This window comes from Archangium violaceum (assembly GCF_016887565.1).
Taxonomy (GTDB): domain Bacteria; phylum Myxococcota; class Myxococcia; order Myxococcales; family Myxococcaceae; genus Archangium; species Archangium violaceum_B.
In genome coordinates this window covers 12,128,587-12,147,927 of record NZ_CP069396.1, presented here as the reverse complement: position 1 = coordinate 12,147,927, position 19,341 = coordinate 12,128,587, and the positions used below count along the sequence as shown (strand labels likewise).

Sequence of the window (19,341 nt, the reverse complement as noted above, 5' to 3'; positions counted from 1 at the left end):
GAGAGGACGGGGATGGATACCCTCACCCCGTCCCTCTCCCAGAGGGAGAGGGGTGTTTGGTCCTATGGATGGACTTCCCGGCGCGTGTCGATCCTCCGGTCCGCCTCTCCCGGTGTGACCCTCCTGCTGCTCCAGGGGAAGGTGAAGGCGAGCGCCAGCCCGGCTAGGCCCACCACGATGTAGATGACCTGGCTGAGGCTGCTCGCCTCCCCTGGCCGTACGTCACCGCCAAAGATGGCCGTCACCAGGTTCCATTTGAAGAAGCCGATGAGGCCCCAGTTGATGGCTCCCAGGATGACCAGCACGGCGAGCAGCTTGTTGAAGGTACTGCTGCCAAGGTGGGTCTTCGTGACCATGGCTCGTCCTTTCGAGGAAGGAATTCCTCTCCAGTCTGTGGACCCACCTCGGGGATGGCTCGCCGGGTCCTCCGCTCACCGGCATGGACGGCCATCACCCGCTCGCCGGCTCATCCCACCTCGCGGGGCAATTGCACGCAGAACGTGGAGCCCTGGCCCAGTTGGCTCCTCACGGAGATGTGGCCCCCCATGGCCTCGATGATCTGCCGGGCGATCCACAGCCCCAGCCCGAAGCCTCCGTAGTGGCGCTCGGACACCGCGCGCTCGAAACGGCCGAAGACGCGATCCAGGTGCTCCGGCGCGATGCCAATGCCCGAGTCCCGCACCACCAGGCGGGCGCTCCCACCCTCGACATCCACGGTGAGCTCGATGGGGTTGCCCTGCCCGTATTTCACCGCGTTGGAGATGAGGTTCGTCACCACCTGCTCCAGCCGCAGCCGGTCCCACTGGCCGGAGACGGGCTCCGGGGCACTCAGCGTGAGGCGCGAGCCGGTGCGCACCAGCTCCTGCTCGAAGCGCTCCGCCACCTCGCGCGTCAGGGTGGCCAGGTCCAGCGACTCCGGCCTCAGCACCAGCCGGCCCTCGTCCAGCCGGGACACGTCCAACAGGTCGCTGACCAGGTGCATCTGCCGCTTCACCTGCCGGTCCATCACCTCCAGGCCCCGGCGCAGTCGCTCGGGGGGGAGGCCGTCGGGGCCGCGGGTGAGCGCACCCAGCAGGCCCTGCACCTGGAGCTGGAGGGAGGTGATGGGCGTGCGCAGCTCGTGGCTGGCGATGGAGAGGAACTCCTCCCGCACCCGGATGGCCTCGCGTGCGTCGCGGTAGAGGCGCGCGTTGTCGAGCGCCAGGGCGGCACGCCGGGCGAGCTCCTGCGCCATCTCCAGGTCCTGCGCGTCATAGTCGTGGTGCGAGGACACGAAGGACAGCGCGCCCAGGGTCTGGCCTCGCACCAGCAGGGGCACGCACAGGTAGGAGTTCGTGGCCAGCTCGCACGGCAGCGGGGATTGCTCGCGGGGCGGAGTCCGGCGGGCCGCGCGGTCCATGCACAGCTCCGGTCGCCCCGAGAGGATGACGCGCGAGACGGCGGACCCACCGGGCTCCAGCGGCCCCAGCTCGCGCGGCGGCTCCCGCTGGTCCGCCGCGCTGGCGGTGGCCACGCAGCTCACCCTGCCCCCTTCGCCGAGCAGGTACACGTGGCAGCCGTCGGCATAGGTGGGGACGGCCAGGTGCGCCACCCGCTCCAGTGTCACCTCGTGGTCCAGCGAGCTGGCCAGCAGCGTGCTGGCCTCCGCGAGAAAGCGCAGCGCCTCCTCGGCGCGCTTGCGCTCGGTGATGTCCGCCAGGATGGACAGGCACAGCCGCTGATCGCCCGCTACCTGCACCGAGGTGCTCCACATGGCCACGTCGAGCAGGGAGCCATCGCGCCGCTGGCGGCGCAGCTCCCGGCCGAGGATGGACTCGCCGCGAGCGACGCGCGCGAGGTTCTCTTGCAGCTCCCCCAGCTTGTCCTCGGGAACGATGGGGGAGCGGCGGCCGAGCGCCTCCTCGGCCGTCCAGCCGAAGATGTGCTCGGCGGCGGGGTTCCACAGGCGCACCTTCCCATCCAGCTCCAGCAGGATGATGGCCATGGGCGAGGATTCGATGATGGCCCGCAGCGTGTGGTGGGCGTCGCGCAGCGCCTCACGGGCCAGGCGCTCCTGCTCGAAGAGCCGGGCGCGCTCGAGGGCCTGGGCGGCGTGGTGGGCCAGCAGCGAGAGGAAGACGCGCTCGTCGTCGTCGAAGTGATGCACCCCGCGGAACCCGAAGGCGATCCCGCCCAGGCTGCGCCCGTCCACCATCAGCGGCAGGCACGCCCCGGCGAGGGAGGCCTCGGACATGGGGGTTTCACGCAGCCGCGCCTCCGAACCGGGATAGCGCCGGGCGAGCTCCTCGCGCGACTCGAGCCACACCGGCTCGCCTCGCCGGATGATGTCATCCAGGATGTTGCCCTGCCCCAGTGACGCGTGGCCCGCCACACGGGTCATTTCCGGCGTCAACCCCACGCTGCGCAGCAACCGGACCTGGGTGCCGGACGCGTCCGCGAGCCAGAGGCACGCCATCTGGGCGCCGATGGCCGCCAGGCCCTGGTCGAAGACCACCTCCGCCACGCGCGGGGCGGTGAGCACCTGGGAGAGGGCCGAGTTGAGCGTCTGCAGGCGGGCGGTGCGCGCGGCGACGCGCTCGGCGCGGGTGCGGGCCTGCTGCGCGGACTCGTAGAGCCACGCGCGCTCCAGCGCCTGGGCGCTCTGCCGGGCCAGGTCCAGCAGCAGGCCCCGCTCGTCCGGGTTGAACGTGCGGTGCGAGTCGAAGCCGAAACCGATGACCCCCAGCGCCCGCCCCCGGAGCCGCAGCGGCAGGGCGACCACGGCCCGGGTCCGGTCCGGCTCCGCGATGAGGGAGCTCGGGAAGGACTGGGCGAGCACCTCGCGCGACTCCAGCCACACCGGCTCGCCCGTGCGGTACGCCATCGTCACGGGCAGCGGCGCGGTGAGGGGGATGCGGGGCATGCTCTCCAGGGCCGCGAGCGAGACCCCCCGGTGGCTCACCACCTCCAGCTGTTCGGGCTCCGCCTCCAGCCGGGTGGCCATCACGGCCCGGTCCGCGCCGATGGCGGCGATCATCTCCTCGACGACGACGCGGGCCACGTCCGCGGAGGTGATGGCCTCGCTGAGGGCGACGGTGACGCGTTGCAGGCGCGCGAGCCGCTCGGCGGCCACCTCCGCCTCGTGCCGGGCCCGGCGCTCGGCCTCGTGGGCGCGCGCCAGGTCCAGCGCCAGCCCCGCGCGGTCCACCAGCTCCTGCATCAGCAGCTGCTCGGTGAGCTCGAAGGGAGGGTCTTCTGGTCCGCGGTAGACGGCGAGCGTGCCCATCATGCGTTGGCGTGCGCGCAGCGGCAGCACCAGCAGGTGGGCGATGCTCAAGGACACCGGCGGGCTCTCGGCCGGCATGTGGCGCGGGTACAGGGCCCGCAGCTGGCCCTGCAGCTCGGTCAACTGCGACGGGGAGTAATGGATGGCGTGGCCGGTGAGCAGCACCTCGGAGTGGACGCCCCGGTCCGAGGGCTGTGGGATGGAGGCCAGGTGCTCCATGAGGGGGCGCGCCTCCGGGCTCGTGTACGCCGAGGCCACCGAGTGCAGCCACCTGCCGTCCTTGGACAGCAGGCGCACGGAGCAGGCCTGACTCAGCCGGGGAACCATCAGCGCACACAGGCGTTCGAGCACCGCGGTCGGTTCCAGGCCGGCATCGGCGAGCCGTTGGGACGCGTCCACGAGCAGCGCCAGCCGCTGGGCATCCGGTGTCCCGGAGTCTCGCGCGCTCGCCTCTCTCGCTCCTGCAGCCACCATGCGGTCTCCCACCTGCCCGTCGGCGCATGTGAGCAGAAACGAAGAGCCGAGAGAATCCAGCAGGTTGGACAACCCAAGACCTCGGCCAGGGGAACGATGGATTCCGGACGCATGGCGGCCCGGATGGGTCCGGGTCAGGATGAACCCACCCTGGAAAACAGGGAATACAGGGAGCCGGTGGGCCCGGCTGGCAAAGGGATGAACGTCACTGGTGGACGAATGCCCCCTCGCATTCGTCGGAGAGCGGACGCGCGGTGCTGTTCCGCTGGACATTGCGCGCCCGGCACGCTCCTCGCGCGGGGAGTCGCATCACTACTGATGTTCCCATGCGTGGGTATCCCCTTTCCCACGCTGGGGAATTTCCATGCTCGATACATGTCCGCCTGCTCGCTCGCCGGGCGTCCTCGCGGGACTTGGCGTGCCGTTGTCCGTCCTGCTGCTCGTCGGTTTCGGGTCCGGCTGTGGTGGTTACTACGACGAGTCCGATGGCTCGCACGGCATGTCGCCCGTGCTGGAGACCGCGACCCCGTCCGCCGAGGACCTTCCCGCGGCCCCACCGCCGCCTCCTTCCGGTCCTCCCCGGGGTGGCTTCGTCATCGTGACGGGCGATGACGCCGATGACCTGTGGCACTGCGAGGAGAGCCGCTGCGGGGGTCTCTACCCCTCGCTCTTCCGCTCCGCGCTCTCCCGCTCCAAGTCGGGCGGCACCGGCATCCTCGCCATCGGCGTCAACGGGGGCCAGGCCCTCGCCGCCTTCAACAGTTGGAACAATACGGGCCATGGCGGCCCGGGCGCGCGCGTCACCCACGTGCGCTCCGTCCAGGACATCGCCCGGGTGGACTTCAACCGCTTCGCCTTCCTCTTCCTGCCCTCGGCGGAGCGGCACACCCTGGGTGGCCTCACCGAGCAGCAGATTCTCGCGCTCAACGCGCGCCAGCCGGACATCGCCCACTTCGTGAACGTGCGGGGCGGCTCGCTCATCGCGCTCACCCAGGCCGAGGTTCCCGGCGGGTGGGGCTTCCTCCCCATGCCGCTGCAGATGGAGGACATCCCCTTCGATGTCGCCGAGCCCACTTCGGAGCTGCACGAGTTCGCGCCCACCATCAGCGCCTTCGAGCTCAGCCACAAGTCCTTCCACAACGTCTTCACCGGGCCGAGCGGCTACTCGGGCCTGCACGTGCTCGCCTACAACAACGAGGCGTACAACCCGCACGCCGGCAAGCCGGTGATGCTCGGTGGCTCCGCCGTCATCCTCACCGCCGAGGACTGCGCGGACGGGCGCGACAATGACGGAGACGGCGCGGTGGATGGACAGGACACGGACTGCCACGTGTGCGGCAACGGCCGCGTCGACCCGGGCGAGGCGTGTGACGACGGCAACCAGACGGGTGGGGATGGTTGCGGTGCGACGTGCCAGAAGGAGAACCGCGCGCCCGAGGCCACCTGCCATGACGTCTCCGTGTGCACGGACCCGGGCGTGTGCATCGCCACCGTCACCGACATGGCCGCCGCCGTGGACCCGGATGGGGACTCCCTCTCGTGGGACGCGCACCCGCTGGGCCCGTATGCCCCGGGCGTGCACGGTGTCTGTATGACCGCCACGGATGGCAAGGCGCAGGACTCCTGCTGGTCCAAGGTGACGGTGCGCGACTGCGAGGCCCCGGCGCTCGCCTGCCCCGGAGACTTCCGCGTGGAGTGCTCCGGCCAGGGCCAGGCGCTCGTGACGCCTCCCCAGGCCACCGCCACCGACAACTGCGGCTCCGCGAGCCTCACCCAGCCCGAGCCCGCCACCCTGCCGCTCGGCGCGCACACGCTCGGCTACTCCGCGATGGACTCCTTCGGCAACACCGCCACCTGTGCTCCCACCGTGACGGTGGTGGACACGACGGCGCCCCTGCTCGTGTGCCCCGAGCCCATCGTCGCCGAGTGCACCGGCCGCAACTCCGCCCATGTCGTGCCCGGGGTGGCCACCGCTTTCGATGTCTGCACCGAGTCCCAGGTCGCCGGCCCCATGCCGGACTGGTACGCGCTCGGCACCAACGTCGTGCGCTACACCGCGCGGGACAGCGCGGGCAACGAGGCCTCGTGCACCACCACCGTCCAGGTGGTCGACCAGACGCCGCCCGCGGTCACCGTGACGCCGCCCGCGGCGCTGTGGCCCGCGGACCAGCTCTACCGCACCATCCGTCTCGAGGACTGCATCGTGGTGCATGACCAGTGCAGCGGCGGGCTCACGGAGACGGGGGCCTCGGCCACCATCTCCTGCGTCTCCTCCGACGAGGCCCAGGGCGAGGGCGAGCCGGATGTCGTCTTCGTGGACGCCACCACGGTGAAGGTCCGCGCGGACCGGCTGGCCAACGGGGATGGCCGCGCGTACTCGCTCCACTTCGAGGTGCGCGACACGTCCGGCAACGTCACCCGTGGCCTGTGTCCGGTGGGTGTGCCGGTGACTCGGAGCGGTGCCCCCGTGGTCGACAGTGGTGAGAAGTGGCGCTCGTGCCGCCCGATGGGCGGTGCGTTCGACTGGAAGCACATCTCCGTGGCGGAGTGAGGGCCGCGTCGCGCCTCACCCGGGCTTCGCCCACCCCGTCCCTCTCCGAGCGGAGGGGGACGGTCATTCGTCCAGCAGCATCGGCGAGAAGCCCGCCGCGTCACACGAGGCCAGCACGTAGCGCACCCCGGCGCGCTCTCCCGTGAAGCCCGCCGGGATTCCTCCCGCGTGCAGGTGCCCGTACACGCAGACCTTGGGCTTGAAGGCCTCGATGGGGCCGAGGAACGCCGTCGGCTTCTCGTTGGCGTACATCGGCGGGAAGTGCACCGCCACCACGCGCGTCAGCGGCTCGGCGCTCTCCTTCTCCTTCTTCTCCGCGTCCGCGATGGACGCCGCCAGCCGCCGCGTCTCCCGCTCCACGTACCCCGCGTCCCCGTGCTCGTCACCCATCTCCCCGCCCGGCATCGGCGGAGCCTCGGGCGCCGTCCACAGCCGCGTGCCGGCGATCACCCACCGCCCGATGACCACCGAGCTGTTGTGCAGGAAGCCCTCCAGCGTCTTGTACGGCTCCAGCAGCTTGCGCAGCTTCGACGCCGAGTCGCCCCACCAGTAGTCGTGGTTGCCACGCACCAGCACCTTGCGCCCCGGCCGCTCGTCCAGCCACTTCAGGTCGTCCATCACCTCGGTGGGCCGCGTCGCCCACGAGATGTCCCCCACCACCAGCACCACGTCCTCGGGCCGCACCTTCTCGTCCCAGGCGCGCTGCAGCGGCAACGGATGATCCGTCCACCCGAAGCGGTGCATGTCCTTGTTGCGCGTGGAGGGCAGATGGGTGTCCCCGATGGCGAAGAGACGCATGACCCTGTCCTAACCCAGCCCGCTCCCCTCGTCGCCCCTCGTATCGCCCCCCAGGCCACTCCCCGACCACCCGGCCGATCGTTGCAAGGCAAAATTCCTACAGAATAGGGTTTCAAGAAAACCGGGCTTCCCTTGGGGAACAGGAAAGGGCATCTTATCCAGCCAGCCACCCCCTTTAGTAGTAGGAGGGGATGGTGCCGTCGCTTCGTTTCTTCCCCCCAAGGAGTGCATCCATGCACCCGTTCCGTAAGCCGCTGGTGGCAGCCGCCGCCGCGCTCTCCCTGGCTGCCTGTGGTCCTCAGGAGCCCACCCCCCCCGCACCTGCCTCTGTCGAGGACTCGCGCACGCCCGCGCAGCGCGAGGCCGAGCGCACCCCGTACCAGCTGGATGGCTTCTTCGCCCAGGCGGCCACGGACTTCCGCGTTCCCGCCGACCTGCTCAAGGCTGTGTCCTACACCGAGACCCGGTGGGACATGGTGAAGGGCGAGGTGGAGTTCGAGGGCATGCCCGCGGCCTACGGCCTCATGGCCCTGCGCGGCGCGAAGGTCGCCGAGGGCGCGCGCCTGGCCGGCGTGTCCGAGGAGGCCGTGCGCACCCAGCCCGAGGCCAACATCCGGGCCTACGCGGCGCTGTTGTCGGCCACCGCGGACGAGCTGAAGGTGGACCGCTCGGACCTGGGCGCCTGGGCTCCGGCCGTGGCGAAGCTCAGCGGCATCACCAGCACCGACGCGCAGGCCGAGTTCATCCACAACGAGGTGTACGGGGTGCTGCGCCAGGGCGCGGTGGCCCAGACGCCCGCGGGTGACGTGGCCGTCTCGCTCATGCCCACGCAGGCGCGCGCGCAGTTCGCCTCGCCCAGCGTGCACGCGATGGCCGCTGGCCCGGACTACGCCGCCTCCATCTGGCGCCCCTCGCCCAACTACAACGCGCGTCCCACGGACGCCACGGGCGACGTGCAGATCGTGGTCATCCACACCTGTGAGGGCACGTATTCGAGCTGTTGGAGCTGGCTGACCAACACCGCCTCGGGCGTGAGCGCGCACTACGTGGTGAACGAGAGCGGCTCGGAGATTTCGCAGCTGGTGCGTGAGGCGGACCGTGGCTGGCACGTGGGCGCCACCTACGACTGCAACCTCAACGGTGGCGTGATGTGCGGCCTGCAGGGCGTGTCGGTGAACCACTTCTCGGTGGGCATCGAGCACGGCGGCTATGCCAGCCAGACGTCCTTCCCGGCCGGGCAGATCGACGCGTCGGCGAAGCTGACGTGCGACATCACCAAGGGTCAGGCCATCGTGCGTGACAGCTACCACATCGTGGCGCACGGGCGTCTGCAGCCGGCCAGCCGCACGGATCCGGGTCCCAACTGGCCGTGGTCCTCGTACATCAGCAAGGTGCAGAGCTACTGCGGCACCACCACTGCGCTGATCATCGACAGCAACAACGCCAACAACGACTCCTCCAAGGGCTACATCGAGGTGTCGGCCAACTGGGTGTCCTCGACGAACGTGGCGGGCTACTACGGCTCGGGCTACTTCGCGGCCCCCACGGCGGCGGTGTCGGACCCGGCGACGTTCTACTTCTACATGTCGGCGGCGGGCACGAAGACGATCGACGCCTGGTGGACCTCGGCCACGGATCGCTCGACGACGGCGCCCTTCATCATCTGGGACGCGAACGGCACCAAGCTGGCCACGGTGAACGTGAACCAGCAGGCCGGTGGCGGCGCGTGGAACACGCTGGGTACCTGGAGCTTCCCGGCCGGCTGGAACAAGGTTCAGCTGAGCCGCTGGACCGGTTCTGGCTACCAGGTCATCGCGGACGCCATCCGCGTGCGGTAATGACGTGACGTGATGACTCGGGACTTCGCGAAGCAGCAGGCGTGGCGGGGTGGAGCGCGGCGACTGGCCGTGCTCGCCCTGCTCGGGGTTGGATGCAAGGCGGGCACGTGTGGTGGGAGCGCATCCGGCTCCGGGCCCCTCTCCGCGGAGGAGCGCAAGGCGATGCCGGGAGTCATCGCCTTCGTCTCCGAGCGGGCCCCGCAGAAGGATGTCTGGTTGGTGCGCCCCACGGGTGAGGAGCGCCAGCTGACGCGAGGTCCCGAGGACGAGTACCCCATCGCGCCGTCTCCGGATGGAGCGGCGGTGATGGTGGTGGCGGCGGCGGAGGTGAGGGGGCTGCACGTGGAGCAGCTGCGGCTGGTGCCGTTGGGGGGAGGCGAGCCGGTGCTGGTGACGGAGCCCCGGGGTCGGGCGCGCAACCCGAGCTGGTCGCCGGATGGGCGCTGGTTCGTGGCGGAGTCGGACGCGGAGGGCTTCAGCGACGTGGTGCGGCAGGAGCCGCGCGCGGGCGCGGAGGTGACGCGGCTGGCGACGGCGCGCGAGGGGAACTTCGAGCCGAGCGTGTCTCCGGACGGGACGCAGGTGGCGTTCGTGTCCAGCCGCGAGGGCGATCCGGAAATCTACGTGATGAAGGCGGACGGCTCGGAGGTGCGCCGGCTGACGGCGTTCTACAAGGAGGACATGGCGCCGAAGTGGAGTCCGGACGGGAAGTGGATCTCCTTCTTGAGTGACCGGGAGGGGCGCACGCGGGTGTTCGTGGTGAAGCCGGACGGGACGGGGCTGAGGGCGGTGTCGGGGAGCGCGGTGACGGGCGAGGAGCGGGAGCCGGTGTGGAGTCCGGACGGGCAGAAGCTGGCGTTCGTGGCGCGGGAGAAGACGGAGAAGGACGGGAAGGCGCGCATCTGGGTGGCGGGGGTGGCGGGAGGGGAGCCGGTGGCGCTGACGGACGGGAAGAGCGTGAACGACCAACCGGAGTGGAGTCCGGATGGGAAGTACCTGGTGTACGCGTCGGACCGCACGGGAGACGTGGAGCTGTTCCTGATGAGGGCGGACGGGAGCGGGCAGACGCAGTTGACGAGCGCGAAGGGAGCGGACTGGTTGCCGCGTTGGTTCGTGCCGAAGGAGCCGCGCGCGGCGGGCGGGACCGGGAGCCCCTGATTCCCCCACATCCCCTCTCCCTCTGGGAGAGGGACGGGGTGAGGGTATCCATCCTCTCGAGTTCCCCTACCAGTAAAGACACCCGGGTCTGGAGCTCACCAGAGTTCCCCGGGAAGGTCTTGCCATGGCTGGCGATAGCCTCCAGACTACCTGACCTGAAACGTCAGACGCCTCCGCTATACTGAACGGGTTCAGTGATGGAGAGGCGTGGGGCCTGTCCGGGACGGAGGGGCGGAGGCATGGGACGCCGGAAGGTCGTACTGCGGAGGGAATACAAGGAGCTGAAGAAGGGGCGGATGGGGGCGCAGGAACGGGGCCGCCGTCTCGAGGGGATCGCCTACGAGTTGCTCGAATCCGAGTTGCTCGAATCCGAGTCGCTGCGCCCCTGGCGCAACACCCGGCCGCCAGGGGAGGAAATCGACATCTCCTTCACCGACGGGCAGCGACACTTCCTGCTGGAAGCCCGGTGGAGGGAGCGGGTGTCGGTGGCGGATGTATTCGCCTTCCGGGGCAAGCTCGAAGGCAAGCTGGCAGGGACGCTGGGGGTCTTCCTTTATATCGGCGCGGAATTCAGCAAGGGAGCCATTGAGGCGCTGACCTGGGGCAAGGGCATCAACACCCTGCTGTTCAACGAGCACGACCTCGACGACGCATTGGCGCCCGCGCACTCGTTTCGTGAGGTGCTCGACCTGAAACTCCGGCACGCGGCGAGTTATGGGCAGTGCCATGTGACCTACAGAATCATCAAGGATTATTGGAGGAACGCATGAGGAGACAATCGGCGAAGCGGTCAGCGCAGCGGAAGATTGCCTTCCTTGTCGATGGAGACAAAGAGAAGCTGCTCGTGGAAGCACTGGCGCGCACAGTGGTTGCTCGGCATCGCCCCGCCTCGGAGCCGCGCTTCGCGACCATTCGATGCGGGGGGACCCCTCGGGAGGGCCTTTTCTCCGTGGTGGAGTTGATGCTCACCAAGAACTACCAGCGGTTCTTCATCCTCTTCGGCACGGGCTCCAACAGGAAGCAGCGTATCTCGTCCATGGTCAGCGAGATCCAGGAGCCTCTGGTCCGATTGCGGCTGATGGACAGGGTGAGCGTGATTCCCCTGGTTCCCTCCATCGAGAGCTGGGTGCTCGCGGACGAGGAGGCCATCGGGCAAGCGGGTGGGACCCACCTGCCGGAAGAGTTGCCGCGCGGGCGGGAGCAGCTGGAGGAACTCCTGGGAGAGCTGCTCGGAGGCTGGGGCCCCAAGGAGCAGAAGCGGATGGCACGGTTTCTCGACCCCGAGCGGATCCGCGCGAAGGACGCGAGCTTCGACGCCTTTGTCCGGGGCCTTCTGGCCGCGCTGGAGACACGGGTGCTCTCAGCGGCGGAGCAGGGGTCCGCGCTCCCCTGAGCTTCCGGGGTGACTCAGAGGCAAGCCGTGTTCACGCGGTACCCTCACCCCGTCCCTCTCCCGGAGGGAGAGGGGAATGTGGCGGCTCGGGATTCTCTCGTCGGGGCCTGGCGGCCAGCCGGGCCTCCGTCAGCGCTTACGGCGTCGTGTTGCCCGGGTACAGCGTGAGAACGAGTGCCCTGCCGGGAGCGGCTCCCGCGTGGCGGGGCAGGTAGTCCCGAGCGCCCTGGATGGAGAGGGTGAAGCTCTCCGCCGCCGCGCCGGAGTGCACGTAGAGGAAGAGGCCGGTGGCGCTGGTGGCGTCCTGGGTGGCGCTCTGGAAGTCCGGTGCGGGGTAGTAGACGCGGTTGGCGAGCTCTCCCCGGTCGAGCACGACGCGAGCTCCAGCGACGGGCGCTCCCGAGGCATCCACGACGCGGCCGAGGATGAAGCCGGCCTCGCGCAGCGCTCGAGCGCGGTCCTCGGTGTGCGCGCGGATCCACGACTCGCCCACGGCCTGGGTGAGGGTGTCGTGGAAGGTGTTGGGCAGGGCCCAGGCGCGTGCCCCGATGATGTCGGTGCGCGGCCGAGTGCGCGTGAAGACGGTGTCGAAGACGACGGTGGAGCTGCGCACGAAGCCCTCGGGCTCGAGGCTGGTGGCGAGGCTCAGGTTGATGTCGCGCACGGGCACGTCGGGCACGGCGAAACCGCCCTCGGTGCCAACGGAGCCCCGGCCGAAGACGGAGTCCGCGTCGTTCACCCCGATGCGCAGCGGCTCCTCGATGGTGAGGGCGACGCCGTCGAGCGTGGGGACGGGTTGACCCCGGGCCTCGAGCAGGCGAGCGGCCTCGGGGAAGACCTCGGCGCGACCGGCGACGGTGATGGTCAGGTGGTCGAGATCCACCGTCTTGCTGTCACTGCGGTCGACGGCGGGATCCTGATCCGCGGAAGTGCCAGGGCCACAGGCCACCGGGGCGAGGCCAAGGAGAGCGCAGCAGAGGAAGTGACTCGGACGCATCATGACTGCGCGCCAAGGTCTTCACGCTCCCGCGTGGTGGCAATCCACCCTCGGGCCGTAGACGTCCCCTGGGTGACGCAATCCCCACGTCCCGAGTGCTCACAGGTGGAAAGTACCGAGGGCCGCCCCCCACCTCGCGGAGAGGAAGGGAGCGGCCCTCGAATCACGGACTGCTGGACTTCAGGTCCTAGCGGCGACCCCCGCGGCCCCAGCCACCCCCGTTGCCGCCGCCATTGCCGTTGCCACCCCCGTTGCCGCCGCCATTGCCGTTGCCACCCCCGTTGCCGTTACCCCAGCCACCGCCACCGCCACCGCCACCACCGGGGTTGGGCGGAGGATTGCCGCCACCGCTGTTTCCGCCGCCATTGTTACCCCAGCCACCGCCGTTGCCATTGCCGCCGCCATGGCTGTTGCCACCCCCGTTGCCACCGCCATGGCCACCGCCGTTGCCGTTGCCCCAGCCACCGCCGTGGCCACCGCCGTTGCCGTGGCCACCGCCGTTGCCACCCCCGTTGCCGTGGCCACCGCCATTGCCACCACCATTGCCGTTACCCCCGCCACCCCCGTGGTTGCCGCCGTTGTTGGGCGGAGGATGGCCACCGCCGTTGTTTCCACCACCGTTGGAGGGAGGAGGCCGGTTGCCCCAGCCACCGCCGGAGTTACCCGGGGGAGGCGGCGGAGGCGTGGTGCCCCCGCCGTTCGAGGGGGGAGGCCGGTTGCCCCAGCCGCCGCCGGAGTTACCCGTGGGAGGCGGAGGCGGCGGGCTGCCCCAGCCACCGGAGTTGCCGCTGCTCGTCGGGGGCCGCGAGCCGTAGCTCGTTCCCGGCGGAGGAGGCGGGTTCTGGTTGGAGTTGCCCCAACCGCCCGAGGAGGGCGGAGGAGGCGGAGGATTCGAGTAGCCCCCTCCCGGACGGCCGCCGTACACGGGCGAGGCGTCGTGCGAGTTGCCGTTCCACGACGGGGGCGGAGGAGGCGGCCGGTAGTTGTTGTAGACGTACCCCGAGCGCCCGTTGTCCCAGCGGTACGTGGAGCCCGAGTACGAGTGCGGGAAGTAGTCGTGGCTGTGGCGCCCGTGCATGTAGCAGACGCTGCCGCCCGAGACCGGGTGGTAGTCCATGTACCAGACCACTCGGGGGCCCCGGTACACGTACACGTTGTCCGAGTAGGTGTAGGTATTCACGTCCGAGGGCGCGTAGCCGTGGACGTGGGAGTAGTTCTCGGTGCACCACTCGCCGTACGGGTCGGGGTGGGCGCCGGAGTAGCGGTACTCGTAGGTCGTGGAGGACGACGACGAGTAGTAGCCCGGCTGGTGGTAGTGGGCGACACAGCCCGTTCCCATCATCAGGGCGGCAGGTACGGTGAGGACGAGAAGGCGACGCATGGAGGTTCTCCGGGGCCGGCGGAGGGCCGGTCTGCCCATTTCATCACGGCGATGACTTCCAAGCAGACGGGCGGGCTGTCGGAAAATTCACCCCCCTGTTTCCAGGGCCCCCCTCCTCACGGGGTGTGCGTCTCTTTCGGAGGGCTCCTCCGGGTCCGCTCCCCCCTGGTAAGGAGGGAGGTGGGGCGCGGCGCTCCCAGGTGGCCCTTCCGGCCCCGGGGCTCCGCGGGAGGTCGGAAACGATGGCCGTGATGGATTCCGGGAGCGGGGAGGTGGGGGCGCACTGCGCGCTCCACCCGGCGCTGAGTGCCTCGGGCACCTGCGAGCGGTGCGGCAACTTCATGTGCGACGTGTGCGGCGAGCGCGGGGCCCAGCGGTTCTGCCCCAGTTGCCGCGAGCGCGCCGGGCACTCGGCCTTTCCCCTGTGGCGGGACACCTGGAACTTCAGTGCCCTCTGGGACTACTGCTTCGCGGCCTTCAAGCGCGAGTGGGTGATGCTGTCGGTGGCGATGCTGGTGGCCACGGTCCTGAGCGTGGTGGCCAACCTCCTCGGCAAGCTCGCGGAGGTGCTCGTGGGCCCGGAGGACGCCTTCTTGCTCCTCCTCTCATCCGCTTTCTCCGGCGTCTTCTTGCAGGTGGCGCAGGGGGTGATCGGGATGGGGATGCTGCGGGTGGTGTTCGATGTCCTCGAGGGAGGGAGCGCCGACATCGCCCGGCTCTTCTCCCAGTTCCACAAGGCGGGGCGCTACGTGGTGGCGACGCTCCTCGGGATCGTGACGGTGCTCCTCCCCCTGCTGCTCCTCTTCGCCGTCCTGTCGTTCGTGGGACTGGTGGCGATGGGCTACTCCGTGGAGAGCATCGTCGGGGGCGAGGTGTTCCGCTCGACGGACGTGGACGTGCCGGCCGCCCTGGGCGTCTTCTTCGGAGCGGGGGTCCTCACGCTCATCCCCGGCCTCTACTTCGGCCTGCCGCTCTACCTGCTCCAGGGGGTGCTCACCTTCGACGAGGACGTCTCCCCGGTGCAGGCCCTGCGCGACTGCTACGCGCTGGCGCGCGGCGAGCGGCTGTCGGTGCTCGGCGTGGCCTTCGTCGGGGGCCTGCTGGCCATGGCGGGCCTGCTGGCCTGCTGCGTGGGCCTCATCCCGGGCCTCGCGCTGGGCCAGCTCCTCGTGGGAGGCCTCTACCTCGCGCTGCGCAGGGGCTCGGAGCTCGAGGCACGGCCCCGCTGAGGGCCGTACCCGGAGCAGGGGGCCGCGGCGCGGCGGCCCTCAGTGCACCATGCGCTCGGACGAGCCCGAGCGCGGCGCGTTCAGCTTGCCGATGCAGGTGAGGATGTGCTCGCGGTACTCGGCCGCGTCGCGCAGGCCGCACACCATCCACCGGCCGCCGATGACGATGGTGGGCACCCCGCGCACGCCACGGCTGGCCGCGAGCTGGTGCTCGTCGAGGATGAGCTTGCGCGTGTCCTCCGAGTGGTACGCCGCCGAGAAGGGGCCCATGTTCAGGCCCACGCGGCTGGCCAGCTCGAAGATGACGTCCGTGCGCGTCACGTTCACGCCCTGCTCCAGCGCCGCGCGCTGCATGGCGCGCGCGAGGTACGCCCTCGCCGTCGGGCCCTGCAGCCGCGCCGCCTCCAGCGCCGCCAGGGCCGGGACGCTGGTGCGCGGGGCGTCTCCGCCCTGCCACAGCTCCGTCGTCAGCAGCCTGGCCACCGGCTCCGGCTCCTGCTGGGCCCGGCGCACCTCCTCCGTCAGCCCTCTCAACTCCTTCTCCGTGGGACGCTTGTCGTGGAGGCGCAGCGGGTACGGACGCACGCGCCAGCGGAGGATGTCTCCAAACTCCTGTTTGAGGGATTCCAGCCGCAGGTCGGCCAGATAGCACCAGGCGCACAACACATCCTGGTAGACGGTGATCTGCAGTGGCTTGGGCAGGGGCTTCATGAGTGCGAGCGCGCACAGATTACGAAGGCCGCACTCCCACTGCCAATCCCCTCCGACATTTTGGAATCGAGCCCATTCCCACGAGGGCCGAGCAAGTGGCTCGTCCGCCCGCCTGCTCCACGAGCCGCGCGTCACACCACCAGCAAGGGGTTCGCCGCGGCCGCGCGCGCCTCGGCCAGGGCGAGCGCATGGTCGAGGATGGCCCCGGCGATGTCCTGCTTCGTCGCCCGCTCCAGGCCCTCGAAGCCCGGACTGGAGTTGAGCTCCATCAGCCGGGGACCGGCCCGGCCCTCGAGCATGTCCACGCCCGCTATCTGCAGACCGAGCAGGCGCGCGGCGCGCACCGCCACATCGATATAGGAGGCGGGCAGCTCCACCGGGTGGCCCTCGCCGCCGCGGTGGATGTTGGAGCGGAACTCGCCCTTCTTGGCCCGCCGCTGCATGGCCCCCACCACCTTGTCGCCCACCACCAGGGCGCGCACGTCGCGCCCCTTGCTCTCCGCCACGAACTCCTGGAGCACCACCTCCTGCCCCAGGTCCCAGAAGGTGTTGAGGATGGTCTGCACCTCCTGGAGCGTGTGGGCGATCATCACCCCCACGCCCTGGGTGCCGCGCAGCAGCTTGATGATGAGGGGCAGCCCACCTACCTCCTCCACGAGCTTGCGGACGTTGCTGCGGTCGTGCGCCATCACCGTCCGGGGCACGTCCAGCCCGCCGCGGCACAGCAACTGGAGGGCGCGCAGCTTGTCCCGGCTGTGGGAGATGGCCGTGGCGCCGTTGAGCACCGGCACGCCCATCATCTCGAAGTGGTTCACCACGGCCAGGCCGTATCCGGTGATGGAGGCGCCGATGCGCGGAATCACCACGTCCACGCCTTTGACTTCCACCCCGCGGTAGAGCATCCGCGGGCTGCCCGGGGCGAGCACCATGGTGCAGCGCAGCGTGTCCAGTACCAGGGGCCGGTGCCCGCGCTGCTTGACGGCCTCCACCAGCCGGCTCGTGGAGTACAGGGAGCGCTTGCGCGAGAGGATGACCACCGTCTTCTTCGCTCGTGCGCGGCGCGGGGCCGGCGAGGTCGGGAGGGCGGGGGGAGGCGGTTCGACCGCGTGCGCCGGGGCCTTCGGGCGCACCTTGCCGGCCGCCTTCTTGGTCGAGACCTTCTTGGTGGGCATGTGGAGGGGCGTGAGCCTACCACGGGCGGACGCGGGTGGCGTCACCAGTGTTTGCTACAATCACCATAATGATGAGCGCTAACGAACCGCACCCGGACGACATCCTCACCAACCCGGGAGAGAACGGTCTCGACTCCGTCGTCGCTCCGGCGGACAGCGGAGCCGGCTCCGGGACCGAGGTGCTGGTCCTGGAGTCGCCGCGCACCACGCTCAAGCTGCGCAAGTGCCGGCTGCAGGTGTCGGCGGGCCCCGACGAGGGCAAGTCCCTGGTGTCCGACAAGGAACGTCTGCGCTGCGGGGCCCACCCCACCAATGACCTGGTGCTCGCCGAGGACCGGACGGCCAGCCGCCACCACTTCGAGATCATCAACACCGAGCGGGGCTGGCTGCTGGTGGACCTCAACTCCACCAACGGCACCTTCCTGGATGGCCGGCGCATCGAGCGCGCCTACCTCTCCGCCAACTCGCAGATTCGCGCCGGCACCTCCACCCTGGCCTTCTCCCCCATCGACGAGGAGGTGACGGTCGAACCGGACCGCGAGGGCGAGCTGTGTGGGATGGTGGGACAGAGCGTGCAGATGCGGCAGATCTTCGCCCTCATCAAGAAGATCGCCCCCATGGACGTGTCCGTCATCATCAATGGAGAGACGGGGACGGGGAAGGAGCTGGTGGCGCAGGCCATCCACGAGCTGAGCGGCCGGAAGAAGGGGCCGATGGTGGTGCTGGACTGCGGCGCCATTCCGCCCAACCTCATCGAGAGCGAGCTGTTCGGCCACGAGAAGGGGGCGTTCACGGGGGCGATGACGGCGCGGCCGGGCGCCTTCGAGCGGGCGCACGGGGGCACCATCTTCCTGGACGAGCTGGGTGAGCTGCGGCTGGACCTGCAGCCCAAGCTGCTGCGCGTGCTGGAGAACCGCGAGGTGCGGCGCGTGGGCGGCAACGACGTCATGGAGGTGGACTGCCGCGTGATCGCCGCCACCAACCGGGACCTGGTGAAGGAGATTGCCGCGGGCAACTTCCGCGAGGACCTCTTCTTCCGCCTGTCCGTCATCAACATCCAGCTGCCGCCGCTGTGCCAGCGCCGCGAGGACATTCCGCTCATCCTCAAGCGGGCGCTGGCCGAGCCGGAGGTGGTGGCGCGCCATGGCCGCAAGCACATCTCCCCCGAGGCCCTGTCGCTGCTGATGGCCTATGCGTGGCCGGGCAACGTGCGCGAGCTGGTGAACGTGCTCTCCCACGTGCTGGCCTTCAGTGACGGAGAGGAGGTGCTGCCCGAGCACCTGCCGCCCCGCGTGCGGGGCCAGGCGCGCGAGGGGCCGCTGCCCTTCAACGAGCACCTCACCTTCAAGGACGCCAAGGAGCAGCTGCTGGAGAACTTCGAGCGCGAGTACATCACCAGCGTCCTCACCCGCTGCGAGGGCAACCTGTCCCGCGCCGCCCGGGAGAGCGGCCTGCACCGCAAGTCGATTGAACGTCTGGTGAAGAAGTACCAGCTGGATGCCAAGGGCATGAAGCCGCGCTGATGCGCCGCGTCATCTTTCGCACAGGAGAGCGTCCAGGCAGGCGGGGACCGTCCAGTTGACGGATGGGAAAGCACCGGGTGGAGTGGAACAACCACAAGGTATGAGTTCCCAGGAGACCCCGATTCGGGGGCGTCAGTCCGGCCAGGCATCCGTGGAAGCGGCGTTGACGCTTCCGCTGGTGATCTTCCTCATCCTGGGCACGCTGCAGCTCTTCCTGCTGTTGCAGGCGCGCATCATGACGGAGTACGCGGTGTTCCGCGCCACGCGCGCCGGCAGCGTGAGCCACGGCGAGTGCAAGCGGATGATGGACGCGGCCATCGGAGCGCTGCTGCCCACCTTCGCGCGCACGGACAGCCCGGAGCGGCTCGCGGAGGCCTACGAGCGCTTCAAGGACAACCGCTACGACGGCCAGCTGTCGGGCGGCTCCAAGAGCATGCCCTTCTCGGGCGAGGTGGTGTGGCTGCTGCGCGAGAGCCCCACCAACGTCACCGCGTCGGAGGAGGACACCTTCGATCAGGGCGGGGAGCCGAGGCGGCTCGAGGTGCGCATGGTCTTCTGGTACCCGCTGCGCATCCCGTTCGCGGACTGGGTGCTGACGCGGATGTTCCGCGCCCACTTCGCCATCGCGGAGCTGCACAGCGCCAACCCGCTCATCCTGGCGGACAAGGACGCCAACTGGGAGAACGGGCCGGGGAAGATGGAGTCGCTCATCCGCAACGCCTATTCGAGCAGGACCGCGCCGGGCAAGGGCAGCTACGTCTTCCCCATCACGGCCAGCTACACCATGCGGATGATGACTCCGGCCAAGCCGGAGAACTTCTCGCAGCAGAACTGCGCACCCAACTGAGGAC

15 protein-coding genes are annotated in these 19,341 nt (G+C 69.8%); 8 read left to right on the top strand and 7 right to left on the bottom strand.

What is annotated here, in order from left to right:
* Positions 1-62: 62 nt before the first annotated feature.
* A complete protein-coding gene (locus JRI60_RS48485) occupies positions 63-356 on the bottom strand; it encodes a DUF378 domain-containing protein (RefSeq protein WP_204222871.1) in 294 nt (97 codons plus the stop codon).
* A gap of 110 nt (positions 357-466) precedes the next feature.
* Complete coding sequence (locus tag JRI60_RS48480; protein ID WP_204222870.1) at positions 467-3,739, bottom strand: GAF domain-containing protein; 3,273 nt, start codon at positions 3,737-3,739, stop codon at positions 467-469.
* 364 nt (positions 3,740-4,103) lie between these two features.
* Here JRI60_RS48480 and JRI60_RS48475 point away from each other — a divergent pair, with 364 nt between their 5' ends.
* Complete coding sequence (locus JRI60_RS48475; protein WP_204222869.1) at positions 4,104-6,290, top strand: HYR domain-containing protein; 2,187 nt, start codon at positions 4,104-4,106, stop codon at positions 6,288-6,290.
* A gap of 63 nt (positions 6,291-6,353) precedes the next feature.
* On the opposite strand, the gene JRI60_RS48470 is transcribed toward JRI60_RS48475, so the two are convergent.
* On the bottom strand, positions 6,354-7,088 hold the full coding sequence (locus JRI60_RS48470; protein WP_204222868.1) for a metallophosphoesterase: 735 nt from the start codon (positions 7,086-7,088) through the stop codon (positions 6,354-6,356).
* A 233-nt stretch (positions 7,089-7,321) separates the two neighbouring features.
* On the opposite strand from JRI60_RS48470, the gene JRI60_RS48465 reads away from it, so the two are divergent.
* The 4 genes from JRI60_RS48465 (at position 7,322) to JRI60_RS48450 (ending at position 11,477) form a co-directional block, all read left to right on the top strand.
* A complete protein-coding gene (locus tag JRI60_RS48465) occupies positions 7,322-8,926 on the top strand; it encodes an N-acetylmuramoyl-L-alanine amidase (RefSeq protein WP_204222867.1) in 1,605 nt (534 codons plus the stop codon).
* Between the two features lie 12 nt (positions 8,927-8,938).
* Positions 8,939-10,084, top strand: a complete 1,146-nt coding sequence (locus JRI60_RS48460; RefSeq protein ID WP_204222866.1) for an LpqB family beta-propeller domain-containing protein — start codon at positions 8,939-8,941, stop codon at positions 10,082-10,084.
* 239 nt (positions 10,085-10,323) lie between these two features.
* Complete coding sequence (locus JRI60_RS48455; RefSeq protein ID WP_204222865.1) at positions 10,324-10,854, top strand: hypothetical protein; 531 nt, start codon at positions 10,324-10,326, stop codon at positions 10,852-10,854.
* Between the two features lie 191 nt (positions 10,855-11,045).
* Positions 11,046-11,477: a hypothetical protein gene (locus tag JRI60_RS48450; protein ID WP_204222864.1), complete on the top strand. Its 432-nt coding sequence runs from the start codon at positions 11,046-11,048 to the stop codon at positions 11,475-11,477.
* Positions 11,478-11,613: 136 nt separating this feature from the next.
* Here the strand turns inward: JRI60_RS48450 and JRI60_RS48445 are convergent, their stop codons facing one another.
* Together JRI60_RS48445 and JRI60_RS48440 are read right to left on the bottom strand one after the other, a co-directional pair.
* Positions 11,614-12,477, bottom strand: coding sequence for a carboxypeptidase-like regulatory domain-containing protein (locus tag JRI60_RS48445; RefSeq protein ID WP_204222863.1), 864 nt, complete (start codon positions 12,475-12,477; stop codon positions 11,614-11,616).
* A 184-nt stretch (positions 12,478-12,661) separates the two neighbouring features.
* Positions 12,662-13,855, bottom strand: a complete 1,194-nt coding sequence (locus JRI60_RS48440) for a hypothetical protein (protein WP_204222862.1) — start codon at positions 13,853-13,855, stop codon at positions 12,662-12,664.
* Positions 13,856-14,097: 242 nt separating this feature from the next.
* Between JRI60_RS48440 and JRI60_RS48435 the strand changes: the two genes are divergently transcribed.
* A complete protein-coding gene (locus tag JRI60_RS48435; protein WP_204222861.1) occupies positions 14,098-15,084 on the top strand; it encodes a hypothetical protein in 987 nt (328 codons plus the stop codon).
* Between the two features lie 39 nt (positions 15,085-15,123).
* Here the strand turns inward: JRI60_RS48435 and JRI60_RS48430 are convergent, their stop codons facing one another.
* Both JRI60_RS48430 and JRI60_RS48425 read right to left on the bottom strand, forming a co-directional pair.
* A complete protein-coding gene (locus tag JRI60_RS48430; RefSeq protein WP_204222860.1) occupies positions 15,124-15,795 on the bottom strand; it encodes a DsbA family oxidoreductase in 672 nt (223 codons plus the stop codon).
* Positions 15,796-15,926: 131 nt separating this feature from the next.
* Positions 15,927-16,967 (bottom strand): ATP-grasp domain-containing protein, encoded by a 1,041-nt coding sequence (locus JRI60_RS48425; protein ID WP_204222859.1) that lies wholly within the window; start codon positions 16,965-16,967, stop codon positions 15,927-15,929.
* A 71-nt stretch (positions 16,968-17,038) separates the two neighbouring features.
* On the opposite strand from JRI60_RS48425, the gene JRI60_RS48420 reads away from it, so the two are divergent.
* Positions 17,039-18,490 (top strand): sigma 54-interacting transcriptional regulator, encoded by a 1,452-nt coding sequence (locus JRI60_RS48420; RefSeq protein ID WP_204222858.1) that lies wholly within the window; start codon positions 17,039-17,041, stop codon positions 18,488-18,490.
* Positions 18,491-18,653: 163 nt separating this feature from the next.
* Positions 18,654-19,337, top strand: coding sequence for a pilus assembly protein (locus tag JRI60_RS48415; RefSeq protein ID WP_239470179.1), 684 nt, complete (start codon positions 18,654-18,656; stop codon positions 19,335-19,337).
* Positions 19,338-19,341: the final 4 nt, after the last annotated feature.

Bases quoted from the DNA above. Each gene is read 5' to 3' on its own strand.
- JRI60_RS48485 (WP_204222871.1), bottom strand. From the start codon at position 356: ATGGTCACGAAGACCCACCTTGGCAGCAGTACCTTCAACAAGCTGCTC.
- JRI60_RS48480 (WP_204222870.1), bottom strand. From the start codon at position 3,739: ATGGTGGCTGCAGGAGCGAGAGAGGCGAGCGCGCGAGACTCCGGGACA.
- JRI60_RS48475 (WP_204222869.1), top strand. From the start codon at position 4,104: ATGCTCGATACATGTCCGCCTGCTCGCTCGCCGGGCGTCCTCGCGGGA.
- JRI60_RS48470 (WP_204222868.1), bottom strand. From the start codon at position 7,088: ATGCGTCTCTTCGCCATCGGGGACACCCATCTGCCCTCCACGCGCAAC.
- JRI60_RS48465 (WP_204222867.1), top strand. From the start codon at position 7,322: ATGCACCCGTTCCGTAAGCCGCTGGTGGCAGCCGCCGCCGCGCTCTCC.
- JRI60_RS48460 (WP_204222866.1), top strand. From the start codon at position 8,939: ATGACTCGGGACTTCGCGAAGCAGCAGGCGTGGCGGGGTGGAGCGCGG.
- JRI60_RS48455 (WP_204222865.1), top strand. From the start codon at position 10,324: ATGGGACGCCGGAAGGTCGTACTGCGGAGGGAATACAAGGAGCTGAAG.
- JRI60_RS48450 (WP_204222864.1), top strand. From the start codon at position 11,046: ATGCTCACCAAGAACTACCAGCGGTTCTTCATCCTCTTCGGCACGGGC.
- JRI60_RS48445 (WP_204222863.1), bottom strand. From the start codon at position 12,477: ATGATGCGTCCGAGTCACTTCCTCTGCTGCGCTCTCCTTGGCCTCGCC.
- JRI60_RS48440 (WP_204222862.1), bottom strand. From the start codon at position 13,855: ATGCGTCGCCTTCTCGTCCTCACCGTACCTGCCGCCCTGATGATGGGA.
- JRI60_RS48435 (WP_204222861.1), top strand. From the start codon at position 14,098: ATGGCCGTGATGGATTCCGGGAGCGGGGAGGTGGGGGCGCACTGCGCG.
- JRI60_RS48430 (WP_204222860.1), bottom strand. From the start codon at position 15,795: ATGAAGCCCCTGCCCAAGCCACTGCAGATCACCGTCTACCAGGATGTG.
- JRI60_RS48425 (WP_204222859.1), bottom strand. From the start codon at position 16,967: ATGCCCACCAAGAAGGTCTCGACCAAGAAGGCGGCCGGCAAGGTGCGC.
- JRI60_RS48420 (WP_204222858.1), top strand. From the start codon at position 17,039: ATGAGCGCTAACGAACCGCACCCGGACGACATCCTCACCAACCCGGGA.